This is a genomic window from Arthrobacter sp. zg-Y238, assembly GCF_024385525.1.
Lineage (GTDB): Bacteria > Actinomycetota > Actinomycetes > Actinomycetales > Micrococcaceae > Arthrobacter_B > Arthrobacter_B jinronghuae.
This window is the reverse complement of the sequence record NZ_JANFLU010000008.1, coordinates 1-21,601: the sequence shown is the minus strand read 5'-3', so window position 1 is coordinate 21,601 and position 21,601 is coordinate 1. Positions and strand designations below refer to the sequence as shown.

16 protein-coding genes are annotated in these 21,601 nt (G+C 66.2%); 4 read left to right on the top strand and 12 right to left on the bottom strand.

All coding sequences use genetic code 11. From position 1 onward, the window contains the following. Nucleotides 1-158 precede the first annotated feature (158 nt). Entirely contained in the window at nt 159-3,473 is a 3,315-nt protein-coding gene (locus tag NNX38_RS07705) for a ribonuclease E/G (protein ID WP_255797465.1), read from the bottom strand. A gap of 441 nt (nt 3,474-3,914) precedes the next feature. On the opposite strand from NNX38_RS07705, the gene NNX38_RS07700 reads away from it, so the two are divergent. After that, nucleotides 3,915-4,574 (top strand): vitamin K epoxide reductase family protein, encoded by a 660-nt coding sequence (locus NNX38_RS07700; RefSeq protein WP_370646388.1) that lies wholly within the window; start codon nt 3,915-3,917, stop codon nt 4,572-4,574. A 34-nt stretch (nt 4,575-4,608) separates the two neighbouring features. Here NNX38_RS07700 and NNX38_RS07695 read toward each other — a convergent pair whose 3' ends face one another. Next, a complete protein-coding gene (locus NNX38_RS07695) occupies nt 4,609-5,247 on the bottom strand; it encodes a hypothetical protein (protein WP_255797464.1) in 639 nt (212 codons plus the stop codon). 126 nt (nt 5,248-5,373) lie between these two features. Between NNX38_RS07695 and NNX38_RS07690 the strand changes: the two genes are divergently transcribed. Next, a complete protein-coding gene (locus NNX38_RS07690) occupies nt 5,374-6,474 on the top strand; it encodes an SDR family oxidoreductase (RefSeq protein ID WP_255797463.1) in 1,101 nt (366 codons plus the stop codon). A gap of 72 nt (nt 6,475-6,546) precedes the next feature. Here the strand turns inward: NNX38_RS07690 and ndk are convergent, their stop codons facing one another. The 6 genes from ndk to NNX38_RS07660 all read right to left on the bottom strand — a co-directional run bounded on the left by ndk (nt 6,547) and on the right by NNX38_RS07660 (nt 14,162). Continuing rightward, the gene (gene ndk / locus NNX38_RS07685; RefSeq protein ID WP_229951669.1) at nt 6,547-6,963 is read right to left on the bottom strand and encodes a nucleoside-diphosphate kinase; all 417 of its coding nucleotides are present in this window, start codon (nt 6,961-6,963) and stop codon (nt 6,547-6,549) included. A 39-nt stretch (nt 6,964-7,002) separates the two neighbouring features. Continuing rightward, the gene (locus NNX38_RS07680; RefSeq protein WP_229951668.1) at nt 7,003-7,479 is read right to left on the bottom strand and encodes a DUF4233 domain-containing protein; all 477 of its coding nucleotides are present in this window, start codon (nt 7,477-7,479) and stop codon (nt 7,003-7,005) included. 11 nt (nt 7,480-7,490) lie between these two features. Beyond that, nucleotides 7,491-8,870, bottom strand: a complete 1,380-nt coding sequence (locus NNX38_RS07675; protein ID WP_227921060.1) for a folylpolyglutamate synthase/dihydrofolate synthase family protein — start codon at nt 8,868-8,870, stop codon at nt 7,491-7,493. Then, a complete protein-coding gene (gene ileS, locus NNX38_RS07670) occupies nt 8,870-12,169 on the bottom strand; it encodes an isoleucine--tRNA ligase (protein ID WP_255797462.1) in 3,300 nt (1,099 codons plus the stop codon). Before ileS ends, NNX38_RS07675 begins: the two co-directional genes overlap by 1 nt. Before the next feature lie 328 nt (nt 12,170-12,497). Further along, entirely contained in the window at nt 12,498-13,256 is a 759-nt protein-coding gene (locus NNX38_RS07665) for an SDR family oxidoreductase (RefSeq protein ID WP_255797461.1), read from the bottom strand. Between the two features lie 60 nt (nt 13,257-13,316). After that, entirely contained in the window at nt 13,317-14,162 is an 846-nt protein-coding gene (locus tag NNX38_RS07660) for an endonuclease domain-containing protein (protein ID WP_255797460.1), read from the bottom strand. Nucleotides 14,163-14,701: 539 nt separating this feature from the next. Between NNX38_RS07660 and NNX38_RS07655 the strand changes: the two genes are divergently transcribed. Together NNX38_RS07655 and valS are read left to right on the top strand one after the other, a co-directional pair. Beyond that, nucleotides 14,702-14,995 carry a hypothetical protein gene (locus NNX38_RS07655; protein ID WP_255797459.1) on the top strand — a complete coding sequence of 98 codons (294 nt, stop codon included), beginning with the start codon at nt 14,702-14,704 and terminating at the stop codon, nt 14,993-14,995. A 127-nt stretch (nt 14,996-15,122) separates the two neighbouring features. Beyond that, complete coding sequence (gene valS, locus NNX38_RS07650) at nt 15,123-17,750, top strand: valine--tRNA ligase (RefSeq protein ID WP_255797458.1); 2,628 nt, start codon at nt 15,123-15,125, stop codon at nt 17,748-17,750. A gap of 71 nt (nt 17,751-17,821) precedes the next feature. Here the strand turns inward: valS and NNX38_RS07645 are convergent, their stop codons facing one another. The 4 genes from NNX38_RS07645 to NNX38_RS07630 all read right to left on the bottom strand — a co-directional run bounded on the left by NNX38_RS07645 (nt 17,822) and on the right by NNX38_RS07630 (nt 21,330). Then, nucleotides 17,822-18,460, bottom strand: coding sequence for a DsbA family protein (locus NNX38_RS07645; RefSeq protein WP_255797457.1), 639 nt, complete (start codon nt 18,458-18,460; stop codon nt 17,822-17,824). Between the two features lie 66 nt (nt 18,461-18,526). Further along, nucleotides 18,527-19,819, bottom strand: a complete 1,293-nt coding sequence (clpX, locus tag NNX38_RS07640) for an ATP-dependent Clp protease ATP-binding subunit ClpX (protein ID WP_229951660.1) — start codon at nt 19,817-19,819, stop codon at nt 18,527-18,529. Nucleotides 19,820-19,987: 168 nt separating this feature from the next. Next, entirely contained in the window at nt 19,988-20,662 is a 675-nt protein-coding gene (locus NNX38_RS07635; protein ID WP_255797456.1) for an ATP-dependent Clp protease proteolytic subunit, read from the bottom strand. Nucleotides 20,663-20,709: 47 nt separating this feature from the next. Continuing rightward, nucleotides 20,710-21,330 (bottom strand): ATP-dependent Clp protease proteolytic subunit, encoded by a 621-nt coding sequence (locus NNX38_RS07630; RefSeq protein ID WP_227922731.1) that lies wholly within the window; start codon nt 21,328-21,330, stop codon nt 20,710-20,712. Nucleotides 21,331-21,601 lie beyond the last annotated feature (271 nt).

Below are 21,601 nucleotides of genomic sequence, written 5' to 3'. Positions count from 1 at the left end.
CGCCACCGAACCGGTGCCACTGCTCGATCTCTACTTTATCCCATGAAGCCGGTGTTCCGGGCATCGGTGCCCCGGTGGGTCCGCAGCACGGGCTTAAACGCCTGCGGGCGGCCGGCCCCATCAGGGACAGGCCGCCCGCAGGCGGTGGAACGGGGACGCTACAGTTCGGAGGCAGGTACGCCTACGCCCAGGATCACCGGAGCCGCTGCACCGGTCTTTTCCTCCCGGGCCACCGGCGGCTTGCCGGCAGCCGTGGCCGTATGCCGTGCCGGAGCGGAGGAAGCTGCTTCCCCTGCGGCCGGCGCCGTGACCTCGGCGGCTCCCTGCGGGCTGCTGGCTGCCCTGCGGCGGCGCACCGGACGGGCGGGTGCCTCCGGTGCCGATGCCTGGGGTGCAGCCTGCCGGGTGGACGTCGGCTCCTGCTGGGCAGCAGACGCCGTTTCGGCTCCCTGCGCCGGTTCCGCCGGCTGGGACACAGCCGAGGCAACCTCGTTGAAGGCTTCGGTCAGGCTTTCCAACGTCAGGACGGGTTCTTCCTTCACCTGACGGCGCCGCTGGCGGCGGGGAACCACTACGGTTTCGCCCTGGATATTCAGCACGGCGCCCGGCTCGGTGTCGGACTCGTCAGCGGTTGCTTCCTTCGGCGCCGGCGATCCCGCGTTGCCGTTGGCGACGGCGTCAACAACGTCGTGCGCGGCGGCGGTCGCAGCGGCAATGCTGGCCAAGGCTGCACGGGCGGCTTCGGCCTTCGCCTGCCGCTCGGCATCTTCCTGCACCGGCTCGTCGGGCTGCGGCTGATCTTCAGCAGCCTGGACGTTCCCGTTCTGTCCGCGGCTGCGGTTGCGCTTCCGGTCCCCGCGGGACTGCTTTTCCTGCTTGAGGTGCTGCTGGTGGTTATCGTCCGCAACCGCGTGGCCGTTGCCGGCCGGCGTGTGGCTGGTGCTGCGGCGGTGCTCCACGGGTACGTCCTGCGTGACGACGCCGCGGCCTTCGCAGTGTTCACAGGTCTCGCCGAAGACTTCCAGCAGGCCGGTGCCCATGCGCTTGCGGGTCATCTGGACCAGGCCCAGCGAGGTAACCTCGGCCACCTGGTGCTTGGTACGGTCCCGGCCCAGGCACTCCACGAGGCGGCGCAGCACCAGGTCGCGGTTGGCTTCAAGGACCATGTCGATGAAGTCGATGACGATGATGCCGCCGATGTCGCGCAGACGCAGCTGGCGGACCACTTCTTCGGCCGCTTCGAGGTTGTTCTTAGTGACGGTTTCTTCCAGGTTGCCGCCGCTGCCGGTGAACTTGCCCGTGTTCACGTCCACCACTGTCATGGCTTCGGTGCGGTCGATCACCAGGGAACCACCCGAAGGCAGGAACACCTTGCGGTCCAGGGCCTTGGCGATCTGCTCGTCGATGCGGTGGGCCGAGAAGATGTCCTCGTCCTTGGTCCACTTCTCGAGGCGTCCCACCAGATCCGGCGCCACATACGTGACATAGGCCTCGATGGTGTCCCAGGCCTCTTCACCGGAGACCACGAGCTTGGAGAAGTCCTCGTTGAAGACGTCGCGGACCACCTTGATGGTCAGGTCCGGTTCGCCGTACAGCAGTTCGGGCGGCAGCGTCTTCGTGGACGTGGACTTGGCCTCAATGTTCTCCCACTGGGCGCGGAGGCGGTTGATGTCATTCATCAACTCTTCCTCGCTGGCACCTTCGGCGGCAGTGCGCACAATAACGCCCGCGTTTTCCGGCAGGTGGTCCTTGAGGATCTTCTTGAGCCGGTTGCGTTCGACGTCGGGCAGCTTGCGCGAGATGCCTGTCATCGAACCGCCCGGAACGTACACGAGGTAGCGGCCGGGCAGCGAGATCTGGCTGGTCAGGCGTGCACCCTTGTGGCCCACCGGGTCCTTGGTGACCTGCACCAGGACCGAGTCGCCGGACTTCAGCGCCAGTTCAATACGGCGCGGCTGGCCGTCCAGGCCGGCGGCATCCCAGTTGACCTCGCCGGCGTACAGCACGGCGTTGCGTCCGCGGCCGATGTCCACGAAGGCTGCCTCCATGCTGGGCAGCACATTCTGGACCTTGCCGACGTAGACGTTGCCGATCAGGGAGTCCTGCTGGGTGTTGGAGACAAAGTGCTCGGCAAGGACGCCGTCCTCCAGCACGCCGATCTGGATCCGCTCGTCACGCTGGCGGACAATCATCTGACGGTCCACGGACTCACGGCGGGCCAGGAACTCAGCCTCGGTGATTACATGGCGGCGGCGGCCCGACTCGCGGGACTCGCGGCGGCGCTGCTTCTTGGCTTCCAGCCGGGTTGAGCCCTTGACGCTGGTGACGCGGTCCGAGACCGGCGCCTCGACGTGGGCGCGCGGTGCGCGTACCCGGGTGACGGTGTTGGGCGGATCATCGTCCGCTCCCCCGGTCAGTTCCAGGTCGGCATCCCCGCGGCGGCGCCGACGACGACGGCGGGAGGTTACGCCGTCGGACTCGCTGTCCTCGGGGCCGGTCGCTGCTTCTTCTGCACTGGCTTCCTGCCCGGTTCCAGCTTCCGAGCCCTGGCGGCTGCGGCCGCGGCGGGACCGGCGGCGGGAACGGCCGGAATCTTCGTTGCCCTCCTGCTCGTCCGTTTCTTCCGCTTCGGCGGGCTTGGCCACCGGCACGGAGCGTACGGCGGTGAGGTCCGGGGCGTGGAACAGCACCGAGGTGGGCGATTCCGGCACAGAGAACGGATCCAGCGCGGAGGTGGGCCCGGCGGCTTCGGCCTTGGCCGGGGCCTCGGTCTTTGCGGTTGCTTCGGCCGCGGCGGGCAGCACCGGCTCGGCGGGGGTTTCGGCGGTTTCCGCAGCAGCAGACTGGGCCGACTCCGCCGAACGTGCCGGACCGGTCGGCGTGCTGGCCCGGCGCCGGGTACGGGTTTTCGGTGCCGGGGCGGCCGCTTCGGCAGCGGGTTCGGTGTTGGTGGACTCGGGACCGGCTGCAAGCGTCACTTCGTCGGCAGCGGCGTTCTCGACGGCAGGAGCGCTCTCTGCGGCAACGGCATCAGCGGTAGGCTTCTTGGCCGGGCTGCGGCGCCGGCGGACTGTCTTCGCGGGAGCTGCTTCAGCGGAAGCGGCTTCGGGAGCCGCTTCAAGGGCTACCGAGTCTGCGGCGGCGGAAGCGGCTTCGGCGGCGGCTTCGGGGGTCTCCTCAGACGGGGTAACTGCTTCGGCGGCCGGTGCTGCCTTCTTGCGGGGAGCGCGTGTGCGCTTGGGCTTCTCAGCGGCGGGCGCGGGCGTTTCCGGCTGGGTTTCTGCTGGAACCGTTTCGGCTTCCGGGGCGGCCGCTGCGGGCTGCCCTGCGGGGGACGCAGCCGGGACAGACTTGCGGCGGCTGCGGGTGGCCTTCTTTACGGGTGCCGGCTGCTCGTCCGGCTGCACGGGAAGATCCCCTGCCGCACCGGTTTCCACAGGCAGTTCATTGGTTCCATTATTCTGATTAGTCATGTAGGCCTATGCTCCGGCCCTGCGGCACTGGCCACATTCCAATGCCCCAAGGCAATGTGTCGGCTGTACGGTGGCATCGCAGCCTGCCCGCCAGCCGGAAGTCGTCTGGATGTCATTCGAGGTCGTGCCAGCTGTGGGGCGCGGTATCACTCGAAGACCAGCGGCGCTTTTCCTGCTACCCCTGCGGAACGGATAATTTTCGTTACGGCTGTTCTGGGTAGGTCTGGCCGGCGGATTCCCTGGTTCCCATCCGGATTGATGGGCCAACTACACGGGAAGCGTCACCGGCAGAACCGGAAGCCTGTCGCTGGACCGGCAACGGAATGTGGTTCCGCCGTCAGCCAAGCTTCATTATCGCATACGGCCGCCTTTTTGGCCCGCCCCTGCGCATAGACTCGACGCAGATAGTTACTTCCGACAGCTACTCCGTAAGGAGCTTCCGTGCCCTCCAGCGCAGCCCGTCCATCTTCCGGCGCCACCCCGGACGAAGCCGCCGATCCCCGGGACCAGTCAGCCGCTGCAGTCCGTCCGGAACGCCGGTCCTTTGCCTGGACACTGCTGGTCACCGCCGTAGTCGGGTGGGTCGCCTCCGGCATCCTGGTGATTGAACGCCTCCACGTCTATGCGGACGCCGACTACATCACCAGCTGCGACATCAGCCCCTGGGTCTCCTGCGGAACAGTGTTCCAGACCTGGCAGGCGGCGATCTTCGGCTTCCCCAACCCGCTGATCGGCATCGTGGCCTTCGCCGTCGTCATCACCACGGCCATGGGGCTGCTGGCCGGTGCCCGCTTCGCCCGCTGGTACTGGATCGGACTGCAGATCGGCGTCACCCTCGGCATGGTGTTCGTGGTCTGGCTGTGGAGCCAGGCACTGTTCGACATTTACGTGCTGTGCATCTACTGCATCGCGGTGTGGGCGGCCATGATTCCGCTGTTCGTCTTCACGACCATCCGCAACCTGACGGCCGGCACCATCCCGGCGCCGGCCGGCTTGGTCCGCTTCCTGACGGACTGGGCATGGCCGATCGTCGTTCTCCTCTGGGTCGCGACGGCGGCGTCCATCTTCTTCCGGTTCCTGAACTCGTTCCTGGGCAGCTAGCCCTTCCCCGGAGTTTCAGCGGCCCGGGTGGAAACTACCGCTCCAGCGGAAGTCCCCAGGCGAGCACCACCGGAATCTCCTGGCCCTCCCAGGTGGCCGTCAGCGACGGATCCGGCGCCGTACGCCCGTCCACATCCAGCAACCGCACCACGGAGAACTCCCAGCCGCCCTCGGTCAGGACGGAGGTTGCCCAGCCCTCCGGATCCGAGGCGGGCGCGTCGACCAGCCCGGCGCCGTCGGGCATCCCCGTGCTGGACACCTGCATGGTTTCGGACATCAGCTCGCGTCCGCCGTCGTTGGCAAGGTACTGGGCCGCCTGCGGCTGCCGGGAAAGCAGTGCCGCCTCCAGTGCCCGCGCGTAGACCGGGTCGCCGAGGGCGTCGTAGACCCAGCGCCGACCGAGCACCGAGTGCTCCATTTCGTTGATCAGGAATTCCTCCGCACCGGCCAGCGGCGCGCCGCGGTAGGTCAGGGGCACCTGCACCAGCAGTGATCCGGCTTCCACGATATGGGTTTCGATTCCCACCTCGCCCTCGGGGTCATCGAACCGGAAGGAAGCCACCTTCCGAACAGTCACCGGATCCGTTGAGGGAAACCACCACGTGCCCGGCAACCAGCCGGAGATCAATTCCATTTTGCCCGGACGCAGCTCGGCGTCGTATATAAGTGCCATGGCCACAGCCTAGGCGACTTTCTCCGGAACCCGTGAGGAATTTCCCCCGCCGGTTCCCCGTTGGCCCAGAAGAAGGCGTACGGAAGATTGCCCCGCAGCGCCGCATTTCGATCCATGAGGAGAACCATGCTCAGAACCACGCCCGCCCGCTCCGAAACCCCGCGCACCGCACTCGTTGCCGGTGCCACCGGGATCGCCGGAGCGGCCCTGGTGGACCTGCTCTCGAACGAGGGCTGGACCGTCCTGGCCCTGTCGCGGAAGGCCGGGAACCCCGACCCGGCGCGTCCCGGCGTCGTCCCGGTTGCAGCGGACCTCGGCTCTCCCGAAAGCCTGGCCCAGGCGCTGAAAGGCGCCCGCCCCACACACGTTTTCTTTACGTCCTGGTCCCGGCAGGAGACGGAGGCCCAGAACATTGCCGTCAACTCGGCCATGGTCCGGAACCTGCTCACGGCTCTCGCCGACGCTCCCCTGGAGCATGTAGCCCTGATGACCGGGCTCAAGCACTACATGGGCCCGTTCGAGGCGTACGGCGAGGGTCCCATGCCGGATACCCCGTTCTCAGAAGACGAACCGCGCCTGCCGGTGGAGAACTTCTACTACGCGCAGGAAGACGAACTGATGGCAGCCGCCGAGCGGCAGGGCTTTGCCTGGTCCGTTCACCGCGCCCACACCGTGATTGGCTTCGCCGTCGGAAACGCCATGAACATGGGCCAGACCCTTGCCGTGCAGGCCACCCTGTGCCGGGAACTCGGGATGCCGTTCATTTTCCCGGGCTCCGAAACCCAGTGGAATTCGGTCACCGACATGACCGACGCCGGCCTGCTCGCCGAGCACATGCTCTGGGCTGCGACGGATGAACACACGGCCAATGAAGCCTTCAACGTGGTCAACGGCGACGTTTTCCGCTGGCGTTCCCTGTGGCCGCGGCTGGCCGCCGAGTTCGGGGTGGAGCCGGTCGGGTTTGAGTCCGAGCCGCGCCCGCTGGAGGAGCAAATGGCCGGCATGTCCGAAGCCTGGGCGAAGATCGCCGCCGAGCACGGCCTGGCCGAACCGGATCTCGGACGCCTGGCCTCCTGGTGGCACACCGATGCCGACCTTGGCCGGAAGGTGGAGGTGCTCACGGATATGAGCAAGAGCCGGGTCGCCGGCTTCACGGGCTACCGCCGCACGGAAGATGCGTTCAAAGCGCTCTTTGCGCGCCTGCGGGACGAAAAGCTGATTCCGTAACCACCCGTTGCAGACAAAAGGGCCGGCACCATTACTGGTGCCGGCCCTTCGTGTGTCCTTACGGTTCCGGTACTAGCTGAACCAGATGCCGATTTCGCGGGCAGCCGATTCGGGCGAATCGGATCCGTGGACCAGGTTCTGCTGGACGGCGGAGCCCCAGTCCCGGCCGAAGTCGCCGCGGATGGTGCCCGGTGCCGCCGTGGTGGGATCGGTGGTGCCGGCCAGGGACCGGAAGCCTTCAATCACACGCTGTCCTTCGAGGACCACCGCAACAATCGGACCGCTGAGCATGAACTCAACCAGGGGCTCGTAGAACGGCTTGCCCTGGTGCTCGGCGTAGTGCTCTTCGAGGATGCTGCGGGTGGCTTCAGTCTTCTTCAGCTCGGCCACGGTGTACCCCTTGGCTTCGATCCGGGCCAGGATGGCGCCGGTGAGCCGTCGCTCGACGCCGTCGGGCTTGATCAGGACAAGTGTGCGCTCGGTGCTCACGGTGTATCTCCTTGGAACGATCGGATATCGGATCTAAGCCTAGTCGGTGCCGGCGGCGGTTTCGGGGCCGGCTGCCGCGTTGCCTTCTTCGGGATGTGCTTTCTCCCATTCGGCCTGCATCCGGTCCCGTTCGCGGTTCTCCCGGTCCAGCCGCATTCCGGCTTTGAGCCCGTACCACCAGGTCAGGGCGAACAGCACGCCAACGAGGAACATCATGGGTTCCAGGAAACCGCTGGCGATGAGCACCAACTGCAGAATCCACCCGATCAGCGGGCCTGCCGGCTTGGAGAGCAGCGCGCACGTTCCGATCATCGCCGCCGCCAGCAGCAGTCCGCCGGTGAGCAGCAGCGGCGGCGAGATGCTGTCCCGGTGCAGCCCGAAGACGGCCAGCGTCCCGAACAGCACCACGAATGCTTCCAGGGTCAGCACCGTCGAAGCGAACATTACCTTGACGGAGCGGCGTTTCTTGGGCATTCCCGGACGCCATTCGCGCTGCGCCTTGGTCAGTTTAGCCATAGCTGCGAAGCCTACTTTCCGAGGAGGGTGCGCGCTTCGGCGACCACGGTGATGGAACCGACTACGAGCACGCCGCCGGAGAGATCGTTGTTCTCCTCGGCCTTGGCTACGGCCCATTCGAGGGCATTGTCCAGGCCGGCCTCGACCTGGATGTCTTCGTCTGCGAACCCGGCGTCCACGGCGTCCTGAACCAGTTCCTCGGCCGGGATGGCCCGCGGCGAGGCGGACTGCGTCAGCACAACACCGCTGACCAGGTCGCCGAGCTGTTCGCGGAGTTCACTGAGGATGCCGACGGCGTCCTTTTCCGCCAGGATGCCGACCACCAGGACGAGGGTGGTGAAGTTGAACGCCTCGCGCAGCGCCTCGGCGGTCGCCTTCGCGCCCGCAGGGTTGTGCGCGGCGTCGACAACGATGGTGGGTGCGGTCCGCACCACCTCAAGGCGGCCGGGCGAGGTGACGGTCAGGAACCCGGTACGCAGCAGTTCGACGTCGAGTTCCTTGGTCCCGCCGCCGATGAAGGCTTCCAGCGCGGCCACGGCCACTGCGGCGTTTTCGGCCTGGTGGGCTCCGTGCAGGGGAACCTGCAGGTCCTCGTAGCGGCCGGCGAGGCCGTTGATGGTGACCATCTGGCCGCCCACTGCCATCACCCGGGATTCGACGCCGAACTCGACACCTTCGAACCGGAACGGGACGCCTGCCTCGTGGGCCTTTTCGAGCAGCACCTGCGCGGCCTCCATGGGCTGCGCGGCGCTGATGAGGAACCCGTCCTCCTTGATGATGCCGGCTTTTTCCCGGGCAATATCGGCGACGTCGTCGCCCAGCAGCTCGGTGTGGTCTAGGGAAATGGGCGTGACTACGGAGACGGTGCCGTCGCCGACGTTGGTGGCATCGGTGATGCCGCCGAGTCCTACTTCGATAACGGCCACGTCCACCGGTTCGTCCGCGAAGACCGCGAACGCAAGGATGGTCACGGCTTCGAAGTACGTCAGCCGGGGCTCGCCCGCGGCCTCCAGTTCGGCGTCCACAATGTCCAGGTAGGGATGGATCTCGTCCCAGATCCGGACAAACGTTTCATCGCTCACGGGCTCGCCGTCAATGCTGATCCGCTCGGTGACGCTGGTCAGGTGCGGGCTGGTGTACCGCCCGGTGCGCAGCCCGTAGGCACGCAGCCCGGCTTCGATCATGCGTGCCGTGGACGTTTTGCCGTTGGTACCGGTGATGTGGATGATCGGGAAGGCCTTGTTCGGCTCCCCCAGTACTTCCATCGCCCGGAACAGCGGAGCCATGCGCGGCTCCATCTTGTTTTCCGGCGCGCGGCTGAGCAGTTCGGCATAAACGCTCTCCACCGAGAACCCGTCAATGGAACCGGACGGGCGGTCTGCTGAACTCATTAGATCTTCTCCACTGTGACGATGTACTTGTCGGCGTCGGTGTCGGCGCCGTCGGTGACCAGGTCCCCGGTGACCACCAGGTCATCCGTGAGCGTTTCGGCCTTCACCAGGCTCACGTTGGCTTCCAGCGCCGCCGCTTCTTCCTCGCCCGTGCTGATGCGGGTGCGGATCCGGTCGCTGATGTGCAGGTCCGCGTCGCGGCGGGCCTGCTGGACGGCACGGATGGCGTCGCGGGCAGTGCCCTCGGCCGCCAGTTCCGGGGTGACCTCGGTGTTGAGGACCAGGAAGCCGCCGCCGGGCAGCACGGCAACCGCCTTGGCGGATTCTCCTTCGCCGGTTTCGACGACGGTCTCCAGCGTGTACTCCTGCGGTTCCAGGGCGAGGCCGCCGGCGGTGACCGTTCCGGCGTCGTCCACGGACCAGTCGCCGGACTTGGCAGCCTTGATGGCCGTCTGCACGTTCTTGCCCAGACGGGGGCCGGCGGCGCGGGCGTTGACCACGAGCTTCTGGCTGATACCGAATTCGGCCGGGTCTGCGTCGGCGGCGTCCACCAGGCGGACGTTCTTCAGGTTCAGCTCATCCGCGATGATCGCGGCGAACTGGCCGGTCAGGGACTGCGCCTCCGGGGCGACGACGGTCATTTCGGACAGCGGCAGGCGGACGCGGAGGTTCGCGCCCTTGCGCAGGGAGGAACCGACGGAGGCAATCCGGCGGGTGGCTTCCATGCGTTCCACCAGGGCGGGGTCGCTCGGGAAGAGATCAGCGTCGGGCCAGTCGGTCAGGTGCACGGAGCGCCCGCCGGTGAGGCCGCGCCAGATTTCCTCGCCGATGAGCGGCAGCAGCGGGGCTGCCACCCGGCATACGGTTTCCAGGCAGGTGTAGAGCACGTCGAAGGCCTGCGTGTCTTCTTCGAAGAAGCGCGTGCGGCTGCGGCGGATGTACCAGTTGGTCAGCGTGTCCATGTAGGCGCGCAGGATCTCGCAGGCGACCGACACATCGTAGGTGTCCAGTGCCGTGCCCATGTCCCGGACCAGGTCGCCGGTGGCGGCGAGCAGGTAGCGGTCCAGCGGTTCGGTGGAGTCGTAGCAGGCCTTGGCCTCGTAGCCGTTGCCGTTGTTGGCGGCGTTGGTGTAGAGGCTGAAGAAGTGCCACACGTTCCACAGCGGCAGGATGGCCTGGCGGACGCCGTCGCGGATGCCCTGCTCGGTGACGATCAGGTTGCCGCCGCGCAGGATCGGGGAGGCCATCAGGAACCAGCGCATAGCGTCGGAGCCGTCGCGGTCCAGGACCTCGGAGACATCCGGGTAGTTGCGCAGCGACTTGGACATCTTCTGCCCGTCGGAGCCGAGCACGATGCCGTGGCTGATGACGTTGCGGAAGGCAGGCCGGTCAAACAGCGCCGTGGCCAGCACGTGCAGGGTGTAGAACCAGCCGCGGGTCTGGCCGATGTACTCCACGATGAAGTCGCCCGGGTTGTGGCTTTCGAACCAGTCGGCGTTCTCGTGCGGATAGTGCACCTGGGCGTACGGCATGGACCCGGAGTCGAACCACACATCCAGCACGTCTTCCACGCGGCGCATGGTGGACCGACCGGTGGGATCGTCCGGATTGGGGCGGGTCAGCTCGTCGATGAACGGGCGGTGCAGGTCCGGCTGGCCTTCCTTGTTCAGCGGCAGGCGGCCGAAGTCGGCTTCCATTTCCGCCAGCGAACCGTACACGTCGGTGCGGGGGTAGTTCGGATCGTCGGAAACCCAGACCGGGATGGGGCTGCCCCAGTAGCGGTTGCGGCTGATGGACCAGTCACGGGCGTTTTCCAGCCACTTGCCGAACTGGCCGTCCTTGACGTTCTCGGGGATCCAGTTGATCTGCTGGTTCAGCTCGACCATGCGGTCCTTGATCTTGGTGACCTCCACGAACCAGGAGGAGACCGCCTTGTAGATCAGCGGGTTCCGGCAGCGCCAGCAGTGCGGGTAGCTGTGCTCGTAGCTGGCCTGGCGCAGCAGCCGGCCGTCCGCCTTCAGGACGCGGGTGATCGGCTTGTTGGCGTCGAAGACCTGCAGTCCGGCAATGTCGGACAGTTCCCCGTTGGCGAACATGGGCAGGAACTTGCCGCCTTCGTCCACGGAGAGGATCACGGGGATGCCGAATTCCTCGCAGACCTTCTGGTCGTCTTCACCGTAGGCGGGTGCCTGGTGGACGACGCCGGTGCCGTCTGTGGTGGTGACGTAATCCGCGGTGACGATCTGCCAGGCGTTGGCAGTGCCCCACTTCTCCGTGTCGGTGTAGTAGTTCCACAGGGGTGCGTAGCGCAGCCCGGCGAGGTCCTTGCCGAGGTGGACAGCGGTGACGGCCGCGCGGGCGGCCTCGGCGTCGTCGTACCCCAGGTCCTTCGCGTAGGAGCCCACGAGGTCCTCGGCCAGGAGGAAACGTCCCTCGCCGGCCTGGGTGCCCTTCGGCCCGGCGGGCACGACGGCGTAGCGGACCTCGGGTCCGACGGCGAGGGCCATGTTGGTGGGCAGGGTCCAGGGGGTGGTGGTCCAGGCGATGGCCTGGACGCCTTCGAGCTCGGCGGAAAGCGCGTTGTCGCCGGCGGTGATGGGGAAGGTGACCGTGACCGTCTGGTCCTGGCGCATCTTGTAGACGTCGTCGTCCATGCGCAGCTCATGGTTGGACAGCGGCGTCTCGTCCTTCCAGCAGTACGGAAGCACGCGGAAACCGCTGTAGGTCAGGCCTTTTTCATGCAGGGTCTTGAACGCCCAGATGACCGATTCCATGTACTCGACGTTGAGCGTCTTGTAATCGTTCTCGAAGTCCACCCAGCGGGCCTGGCGGGTGACGTAGTCCTGCCATTCGCCGGCGTACTTCATGACCGAGGCGCGGCAGGCATCGTTGAACTTGTCGATGCCCATCTTCTCGATCTGGACCTTGTCGCTCATCCCGAGCTGCTTCATCGCCTCGAGCTCGGCGGGCAGGCCGTGGGTGTCCCACCCGAAGCGGCGTTCCACGCGGCGGCCGCGCTGGGTCTGGTAGCGGGCCACCAGGTCCTTCACGTAGCCGGTGAGCAGGTGGCCGTAGTGCGGCAGGCCGTTGGCGAAGGGCGGGCCGTCGTAGAAGACGAACTCATTCTCGCCGTCGTTTCCGGCCGGCCGGGCGTCGATGGAAGCTTGGAAGGTGCCGTCCTGGTCCCAGTACTTCAGAACGCGTTCTTCAAGTTCCGGAAACCGGGGGGAGGAGGGAACGGCAGCAGAAGCTGCGTCGCCGGTGCTGGCTTTGGGGTATACAGAGGGCATATTCGTCATCCTGATAGCGGCAAGTGAATCTGGCTGTGGAACAGGATGCGAGGGCGGCCTCTACCGGCCCCGAAAGGCCGGCGGTAACCGCGGTACCACCTCGCTTGCCGCCGTGCGTTCCCGTTGGTGCTGGGTTCGCGCGGCTGCCGCTCATTGACTGCTGTGACGGGCTTACCCGTCCGGTTCTACTGGGCTGCCCCTTTTAAATGGGTAACCGTTCTTCCGGAAGCTCACCGGTGATGGCCGGGTCAGTGCTGTTCCGGTCAAGTTTAGGCCACGCCCGCGCCGGTTGTCGAAGCACCGTCCCCGGCGGGGCGTTCCGGGACTACCTGCAGGCCTACAGTGCGGTGCGTATGACCTTGTGCTGGGCCGCCTGCGCCAGCGGGCGCAGGACCACCTGGTCCAGGTTGACGTGGTGCGGCACGTTCAAAGCGAACGCGATGACCTCGGCAACGTCTTCAGCCGTGAGCGGCTTTTCGACGCCGGCGTACACCTTGTCCGCAGCTTCCTTGTCCCCCACCCGGTTCAGGGAGAACTCCTCCGTTTTCACCATGCCGGGCGCAATCTCGATGACACGGACGTTGTGTTCGGCTTCCTCCAGGCGCAGGGTCCGGGCCAGCATCTCTTCCCCGGACTTCGCCGCACTGTAGCCGGCCCCGCCCTCGTAGGCGGTGAAGGCCGCCGTCGACGTCAGCAGCAGGACCGATCCCCGGCCGCTGTCCCGCAGTGACGGCAGGAAGGCCTGCGTCATCCGCAGCGCCCCCAGGACATTGACGTCGTACATGCGCTGCCAGTCGCTGATGCTTCCGCTGGCGACCGGGTCGAGCCCGAAGGCGCCGCCGGCGTTGTTGATCAAGGCGTCCACTCCCCCGCCGGCCAGGACCTGCTCGGCGAGCTGTGCCACCGAAGCATCATCGGTGACATCCGCGGCGATGGCTTCAGCACCGGTTTCCGCTGCGAGCGCCTCCAGTTTCTCCCGGCGGCGGGCGACGGCGACGACGCCCCAGCCCGAGGCGCGCAGCGCTCGTACCGCCGCTGCCCCGATCCCTGAACTTGCTCCGGTGACAACGGCCCGCTTCGGTGTGATCTCAGTCATGGAACCACTCTAGCCAGCGTTTGGTTCCGCCCTGGTTTTTCGGCACGTTCCTTCGCTCTGTTACGACGGCGACTGCTGGGCATGTTCGCGAAGTCCCCACATGTCCCGCGTCTTTTTCACCAGATCGACAAATTCCTCCGGCCGGTGCAGGACAAGTTCCGCAGTGATCCTCAGCGTGATCCACCCGCCCGCTGCCGACGCGTTCCAGCGTCGCCGGTCCGCACGGTAGTGCTCCCGGCTGCTGTGGAACGCGAACCCATCGATCTCGATGATCAGCCACCCGTCAACAAGCAGATCCACTCGTCCGATACCAGGCAGGGCCACCTCTGTCTCAACCCGCAGTCCGGCGTTCAATAAGTGGAACCGCGCGCAGACCTCCAGCGGCGATGCCGTGCTGCGCCGAATGGTCCCCAGCAGGGCCCGGACCTGCCAGTCCTGCTGCCCGGAGAATTCCTCCTGCAGGCCCTGCAGTCCTACGGCACTGGTTACGACTGCGGATTCCGCCATCACCAGTGCGTCCAGCCGGGGAAGGCAGCGGAAGGCGTCCTGGAGGATCTGCCGGGGCGGCGCTATCAGCCGGTGTGCCGACCGCTGTCCCCGGTGCACAATCGCGCCGGGTATTGACCGGGCCGCGTCGCACCGGACGTGTACGGTTTCGGGTGGAGTCAGCAACCACCAGCCCAGAATGTCTGCCGCCGAGATGCATGTCAGCGAGGTCTGGCTGCGTGGGGCATGGACCAACCGGGCGTCTGCTTGAGGCAGCGCAATCGTTCCGCGGGCCACGCGCCGGACGATCCCGGTGTGCAGAGCCTGGTCGATCGTCCGCCGCGGGAACCCGTTGGCTGTCAGCGTCCCGTAGCTTGCTACTCCGTAACGTGTGAGCAGGAATGCCTCCAGTTGCTGCATCCTCCTCACAATGGTGTGTCTCCCGCCGATTGTTGCTCACCCGGGCTGCGGGGTGGAGTGCATTAGGCCACCCGGTGCGGTTCGAGCCTCTGTGGAGGGATACAAGGTTGCCTGCCCGCACAGGGTCGCACGGTTTGGGGCTCATGGTTCCTCCTGAGGTCCCAACCGCACCACCAGCACCACCCAGTGGGATGCTGTGCTCGCAGGAGACCCCAGCCGGGCACAGGGTCCCACGATTTGGGGCTGCCGACATCTCCTGAGGTCCCACCAGCACCAGGAGCACCACCTGATGGGACGCTGTGCTCGCGGGACACCCCAGCCGGGCACAGGGTCCCACGGTTTGGGGCTCCTGGTTCCTCCTGAGGTCCCACCAGCACCACCAGCACCACCCGGTGGGACGCTGTGCTCGCAGCGACCCCCAGCCGGCACGAGCTGCACGCCAGGGCTGTAGGCTCTCCGTACGCCAGCTTCCCCCTAGCTGCCCCGACCGCCCGTAGCTGCCCCGACCGCCCGTCCACTGCCCCGAACAGGACCCAGCCATGCCCCTTGTCACCAGATTCCTCGCCGGAGTGCTCCTCGCCAATGCAGTTCCGCACGGGGTCAGTGCCGTGCAGGGAAGACGGTTTCCCACCCCGTTTGCCAACCCGCCCGGCGTCGGCCTCTCGGGACCCATGGCCAACGCCGTATGGAGCGCCCTAAACGCAGCCGGCGGCATCGCCCTGCTGGGCCGGACCCCGGCCGGTCCACGTGAACGCATCTCGTTGCTCACCGGAGCAGTCGCCATGACCTCCTTCCTGGCTCACTACTTCGGCAAATCACCGCAGGACAGCTAGGTTCCGGCTCGGCGCCCGGGAAGCGCCGAGATTGTCCTGCCGCGGCAACTGCGGCCGGACACGGCAACACCCAGGCTTAAACCCGGCAGTGCCTCAGACCATAGGCCTGCATGGAAGAATGGAAACCATGGCTGAACATATCCCGGGCACAGACACGCCCGACAACGAACCCCAGACCGTTTCCGTCCCCGACAAGCCCGCCCTTGAGGGGCTCGAGTCCAAGCTGAGCGCCCGCTGGCGCGAGGAGGGAACGTACGCGTTCGATCCGGACACGGTCCGCGACGAGGTCTACTCCATCGACACTCCCCCGCCCACGGCCTCCGGCTCGCTGCATGTGGGACACATGTTCTCCTACACGCAGACCGACGTGATGGCCCGCTACAAGCGGATGACCGGCAAGAACGTCTTCTACCCGATGGGCTGGGACGACAACGGCCTGCCCACCGAGCGCCGCGTGCAGAACTACTACGGTGTGCGGTGCGATCCCACCAAGCCGTACGACGCCGACTACCGCCCGCCGGCGAAGGCCGCGAAGAACCAGCGTGATTTCGACGTCGTCTCCCGCCGCAACTTCATCGAGCTGTGCGAGGAACTGGCCGTGGAGGACGAGAAGGTCTTCGAGGACCTCTTCTCCACCCTCGGCCTGTCCGTGGACTGGAACCGGACCTACCGCACCATCGACGACCACTCACGTGCCGTCAGCCAGCGCGCCTTCCTGGACAACCTGCGGGCCGGCGACGCCTACATGGCCGAAGCCCCCACCCTCTGGGACGTCACCTTCCGCACCGCCGTGGCCCAGGCAGAGCTTGAGGACCGCGAGCAGCCCGGCGCCTACCACCGGGTGAGCTTCCACGCGCCCGACGGCGAGAAGATCTACATTGAGACCACCCGCCCGGAACTGCTGCCGGCCTGTGTTGCCTTGGTCGCGCATCCCGACGACGAGCGGTACCAGCGCCTCTTCGGCACCACGGTGAAGTCGCCGCTGTTCGACGTCGAGGTGGAAGTGAAGGCGCACCCGCTGGCCAAGCCCGACAAGGGTTCCGGCATCGCCATGATCTGCACCTTCGGCGACCTGACCGACGTCACCTGGTGGCGCGAACTGAACCTGCCCACCCGCGCCGTGATCGGCCGCGACGGCCGGATCCTGGCGGATACACCGGAGTGGATTGCCACCGAGACGGCCAAGGAAAACTACGCGGCCATCGCCACGAAGACCGTCTTCAGCGCCAAGGAAACCGTGGTGGAGATGCTGCGTGAAAGCGGCGACCTCGACGGCGAACCGAAGAAGATCACCCACCCGGTCAACTTCTTCGAAAAGGGCGACAAGCCCCTCGAAGTGGTCACCAGCCGCCAGTGGTACATCCGCAACGGCGGCCGCGACGAGGAACGCCGCGAACGCCTGATTGCCCGGGGCAAGGAAATCGACTTCCACCCGGCGTTTATGCGCTCCCGCTACGAGAACTGGATCGAGGGCCTCAACGGCGACTGGCTGGTCTCCCGCCAGCGCTTCTTCGGCGTGCCCGTTCCGGTCTGGTACCCCCTGGATGCCGCCGGCAACCCGGATTACGACCACCCGGTACTGCCCGATTCCGCGTCCCTCCCGGTGGACCCGGCGGCTGAACCGGCTCCGGGCTACGAAGAGTCTGCCCGCAACCAGCCCAACGGCTTCATCGGTGACGCCGATGTGCTCGACACCTGGGCCACCTCCTCGCTGACCCCGCAGATCGTGGGCGGCTGGAGCGTGGACGAGGACCTCTTCGCGAAGGTCTTCCCGTTCGATCTGCGGCCGCAGGGCCACGACATCATCCGGACCTGGCTGTTCTCCTCGGTGGTCCGCGCCGATGCCCTGAACGCCGCTGCGCCGTGGAAGCACGCCGCGATTTCGGGCTGGATCCTGGATCCGGACCGGAAGAAGATGTCCAAGTCCAAGGGCAACGTGGTGGTCCCCACCGACGTGCTGAATGAGTTCGGTTCCGACGCCGTGCGCTACTGGGCCGCCTCGGCGAAGCTCGGCGCGGATACGGCGTACGAAATTGCGCAGATGAAGATCGGCCGCCGCCTGGCCATCAAGCTGCTCAATGCTTCAAAGTTCGTCCTGAACCTGGGCGCAACGGAGAAGAACGTGGCCCTGGCCGACACCTCGGTGATCACCAACGCGCTGGACCTGGCGCTGCTGGCCCAGCTGACCGACGTCGTCAACGCCGCCACGAGTGCGTTTGAGCGCTACGACTACGCCAAGGCGCTGCAGCTGACCGAGTCCTTCTTCTGGTCCTTCACGGATGACTACGTGGAGCTGATCAAGGACCGTGCCTACGGAGCCGCCGGTGACGCGGAGCAGGCCTCGGTGCTCGCCACGCTGGCCACCACCCTGGATGCGCTGCTGCGCCTGTTCGCGCCGTTCCTGCCGTTCGCGACCGAAGAGGTCTGGGGATGGTGGCGCGCCGGATCCGTGCACCGCGCGCCGTGGCCGAACGTGGACGGCCTCGCCGCCGCCGTGGAGGACGCCGACGCCGGCATCCTCGGTACGGTAGCCGCCGCCCTGGGCGGTATCCGCAAGGCGAAGTCCGAGGCCAAGGTGAAGCAGCGCACCGAGGTCCTCAAGGCCACGGTCACCGCGCCCGAGGGTGCCGTCGCCCGGCTCCGCGCCGGGCAGGCGGACCTGAAGGCCGCCGGCAACGTCCGCGAACTCAACCTGGCCGTCGGCGAGGGTGAGCTGACCGTTTCCGACGTCGAGCTGGCACCGCCTGCGGAGTAACCGCAGCAGGACAGCAGAACGCCCGGCCGGGGTTACCCGGCCGGGCGTTTTCGTCTATGGAAGCAAAATGATCAGTCGAACTGCGGGCTCTCGGTGCGGCTGCGCTTGAGTTCGAAGAACGCCGGGTTGGAGGCCAGCATTACGGCCCCGTCGAACATGGCTCCGGCTTCTTCGCCGCGCGGGATGCGCGTCAGGACCGGGCCGAAGAAGGCGGTGCCGTTGAAGGCCACGATGGGGGTTCCGACGTCGTCGCCCACCTTTGCGATGCCTTCCTTGTGGGAAGCGCGCAGCTGGGAGTCATACTCCTCCGTGTCGGCGTACTGCGCGAGCTCGGCAGGCAGGCCGACCTCGGCCAGCGCCTCACGGATCACCGTGGGGAAATCGGAGTTGCCACCGATGTGGATACGGGTTCCCATGGCGTCGTACAGCTTCTTGATGTACTCACTGCCGTGCAGTTCCTGCGCAGCGATGATCACGCGCACCGGACCCCAGGCCGCGTCCATCCGCTTCCGGTAGTCCTCCGGGAGGTGGTCGCGCCCCTCGTTCAGCACGGACAGGCTCATGACGTGCCAGTTGGTGCGGACGTCGCGGACCTTTTCCACCTCGTCCATCCAGCGGGACGTGACCCAGGCGAACGGGCACATCGGGTCAAACCAGAAATCGGCGGTCGATGCGGAACTGGCAGGCGACACAGAACCATTAACGGTCATGGAAACTCCTTCGAAGCGGTCGATGGCGCATACAGCGCCGAACGTACTACTCCTACCAACCCCGCCCTACGCGGATTTGTTCCGGCGCTTGGTGGCGACAGCGTGGGAAATGAGGGTCGGTTCGGCCTTCTTCTCCACTGTATCGGCGGTAATGACCACCGTGGCGACGTCCTCCTGGCTGGGCAGATCGAACATGACCGGCAGCAGCACTTCTTCGAGGATGGCACGCAGGCCGCGGGCTCCGGTGCCGCGGTCCAGCGCCTGGTCCGCAATCGCGTCCAGGGCGCCCTGCTCGAAGGTGAGTTCGACGCCGTCGAGCTGGAACATCTTCTGGTACTGCTTCACCAGGGCGTTCTTCGGCTCGGTCAGGATGCGGATCAGGGCTGTACGGTCAAGGTTGGAGACCGTGGTGATCACCGGCAGGCGGCCGATGAACTCCGGGATCAGGCCGAACTTGAGCAGGTCCTCGGGCATGACCTCTGCGTACGAATCGGTGCCCTTGGTGGTTTCGATCAGCGGCGCGCCGAATCCGATGCCCTTGCGGCCGGACCGCGAACCGATGATTTCCTCGAGGCCGGCAAACGCGCCGGCCACGATGAAGAGGACATTGGTGGTGTCGATCTGGATGAATTCCTGGTGCGGATGCTTACGCCCGCCCTGCGGCGGCACGGAGGCGACGGTGCCTTCGAGGATCTTCAGCAGGGCCTGCTGTACGCCCTCGCCGGAGACGTCCCGGGTGATCGAGGGGTTCTCGCTCTTGCGGGAAATCTTGTCGATCTCGTCGATGTAGATGATGCCCTGCTCGGCCTTCTTGACGTCGTAATCCGCGGCCTGGATGAGCTTGAGCAGGATGTTCTCCACGTCTTCACCCACATACCCGGCTTCGGTGAGCGCGGTGGCATCGGCGACGGCGAAGGGGACGTTGAGCCGGCGGGCCAGGGTCTGCGCCAGATAGGTCTTGCCGCAGCCGGTGGGACCGATCAGGAGGATGTTGGACTTGCCGATTTCGACGTCGTCGGCAGCTACTGCGTCCGCAAGGTTACCCGCGCCGCGCGGGGCGTGGCCGGCCTGGATGCGCTTGTAGTGGTTGTAGACCGCAACGGCCAGCGACCGCTTGGCGGGTTCCTGGCCAATCACGTATTCCTGCAGCGAGTCGAAGATTTCCCGCGGCTTGGGCAGCTCGAAGGTACCCAGATCCGCAACCTCGGAAAGCTCTTCCTCGATGATCTCGTTGCAGAGGTCGATGCACTCGTCACAGATGTACACGCCGGGGCCAGCAATGAGTTTGCGGACCTGCTTCTGGCTCTTTCCGCAGAAAGAGCACTTGAGCAGATCTGTGCTCTCACCAATGCGAGCCATAGTTCAGTCCCCTTAGATGGTCCATCAAAAACGGTTCCGCAGCATGGGCTGAGCCAACCATGATCCACTCTAGGACACTTGGAGGAGCTATTCAGCAACCAAACGGCCCGTGGTGCGATATTACGCGCCACGGGCCGGCTGGACATGCCGTTATTTCGGCGAAGCAGGTTACATCTTGTTGATGGCCGGCGTCTTGAGCTTGCGGGAATCGAGCACCTGGTCGATCAGCCCGTATTCCAGGGCCGATTCGGCGGTCAGGATCTTGTCACGCTCGATGTCCGTGTTGACCTGTTCGGAGGTGCGGTTGGAGTGCAGCGCCAGGGTGTCCTCCAGCCAGGTACGCATCCGCATGACCTCGGCGGCCTGGATTTCCAGGTCGGAGGCCTGTCCGCCCTGGCCGCCGGACAGCGAAGGCTGGTGGATGAGCACGCGGGCGTTCGGCAGTGCCAGGCGCTTGCCCGGGGTTCCGGCGGCCAGCAGCACGGCGGCCGCGCTGGCAGCCTGACCGAGGCAGACCGTCTGGATCTCCGGACGGATGTACTGCATGGTGTCGTAAATGGCCGTCATGGCCGTGAACGAGCCGCCCGGGGAGTTGATGTACAGGGTGATGTCGCGGTCCGGATCCGTGGACTCAAGCACCAGCAGCTGGGCCATGACGTCGTCGGCGGACGCGTCGTCAACCTGGACGCCCAGGAAGATGATGCGGTCTTCGAACAGCTTGGTGTACGGATCCTGGCGCTTGAACCCGTAGGGCGTGCGCTCTTCGAACTGAGGCAGAACGTAGCGGCTGGTGGGCATCTGCGGGGCGACGGCGGAGCCGGCGGTGCCGAAATTATGGTTCATGAATTACTCCTGAAGTCTGCAAATGGAGGGGTAGCTGGCCGGGGACCCTAGTCCTCGTCCTTGCCCTCTGCCTGGTCCTGGTTGGTTCCGCCGCCGCCGGTCACTCCGCCTGCGTGCGCGGAGATCTTGTCGAAGAAGCCGTATTCCAGGGCTTCCTGCGCGGTGAACCACTTGTCGCGGTCATTGTCCTTGAGGATGGTTTCGACGGTCTGGCCGGTCTGCTCGGCGGTCAGCTCAGCCATCACGCGCTTCATGTTCAGGATCAGCTCGGCCTGGATCTTGATGTCCGAAGCCGTGCCGCCGATTCCGCCGGAGGGCTGGTGCATCAGGATGCGGGCGTGCGGCGTTGCGTAGCGCTTGCCCTTGGTGCCGGAGGAGAGCAGGAACTGGCCCATGGAGGCGGCCAGGCCGGTGGCGACCGTGACGACGTCGTTCGGGATGAACTGCATGGTGTCGTAGATCGCCATGCCTGCGGTCACGGAACCGCCGGGAGAGTTGATGTAAAGGTAGATGTCCTTCTCAGGATCTTCCGCGGAAAGCAGCAGAAGCTGGGAGCAGATCGCGTTGGCATTCTCGTCCCGGACTTCCGAGCCCAACCAGATGATCCGCTCTTTGAGCAGGCGGTTGTAGATGTAGTCGTCCCGGCCGGCCGGGTCCACCGTTGCCATGGTGGGTGTGTTCGGTGCAGTTGCCATACTGAGTGACCTCTCGCTCTGGCAGGAACGGGTGCTGGCCGTGCCAGCGGCTCCTGCCGTTTGTCTCTTCTAGGACACTAGCCTGTTGCGGCGGCGTTCTGCTTCGGTTTGGCCGACTGTTCGCTGACGGCGCACGATGCGCGTCACATCGCCCTGTGGCGCGGGCCGGCCCGCGAAAGGACCGCTTAAACCACTGTGCCGCCCGGCCCGTGGGGCACGGGGGCCCAAAAGGGGGGGTTGGGAA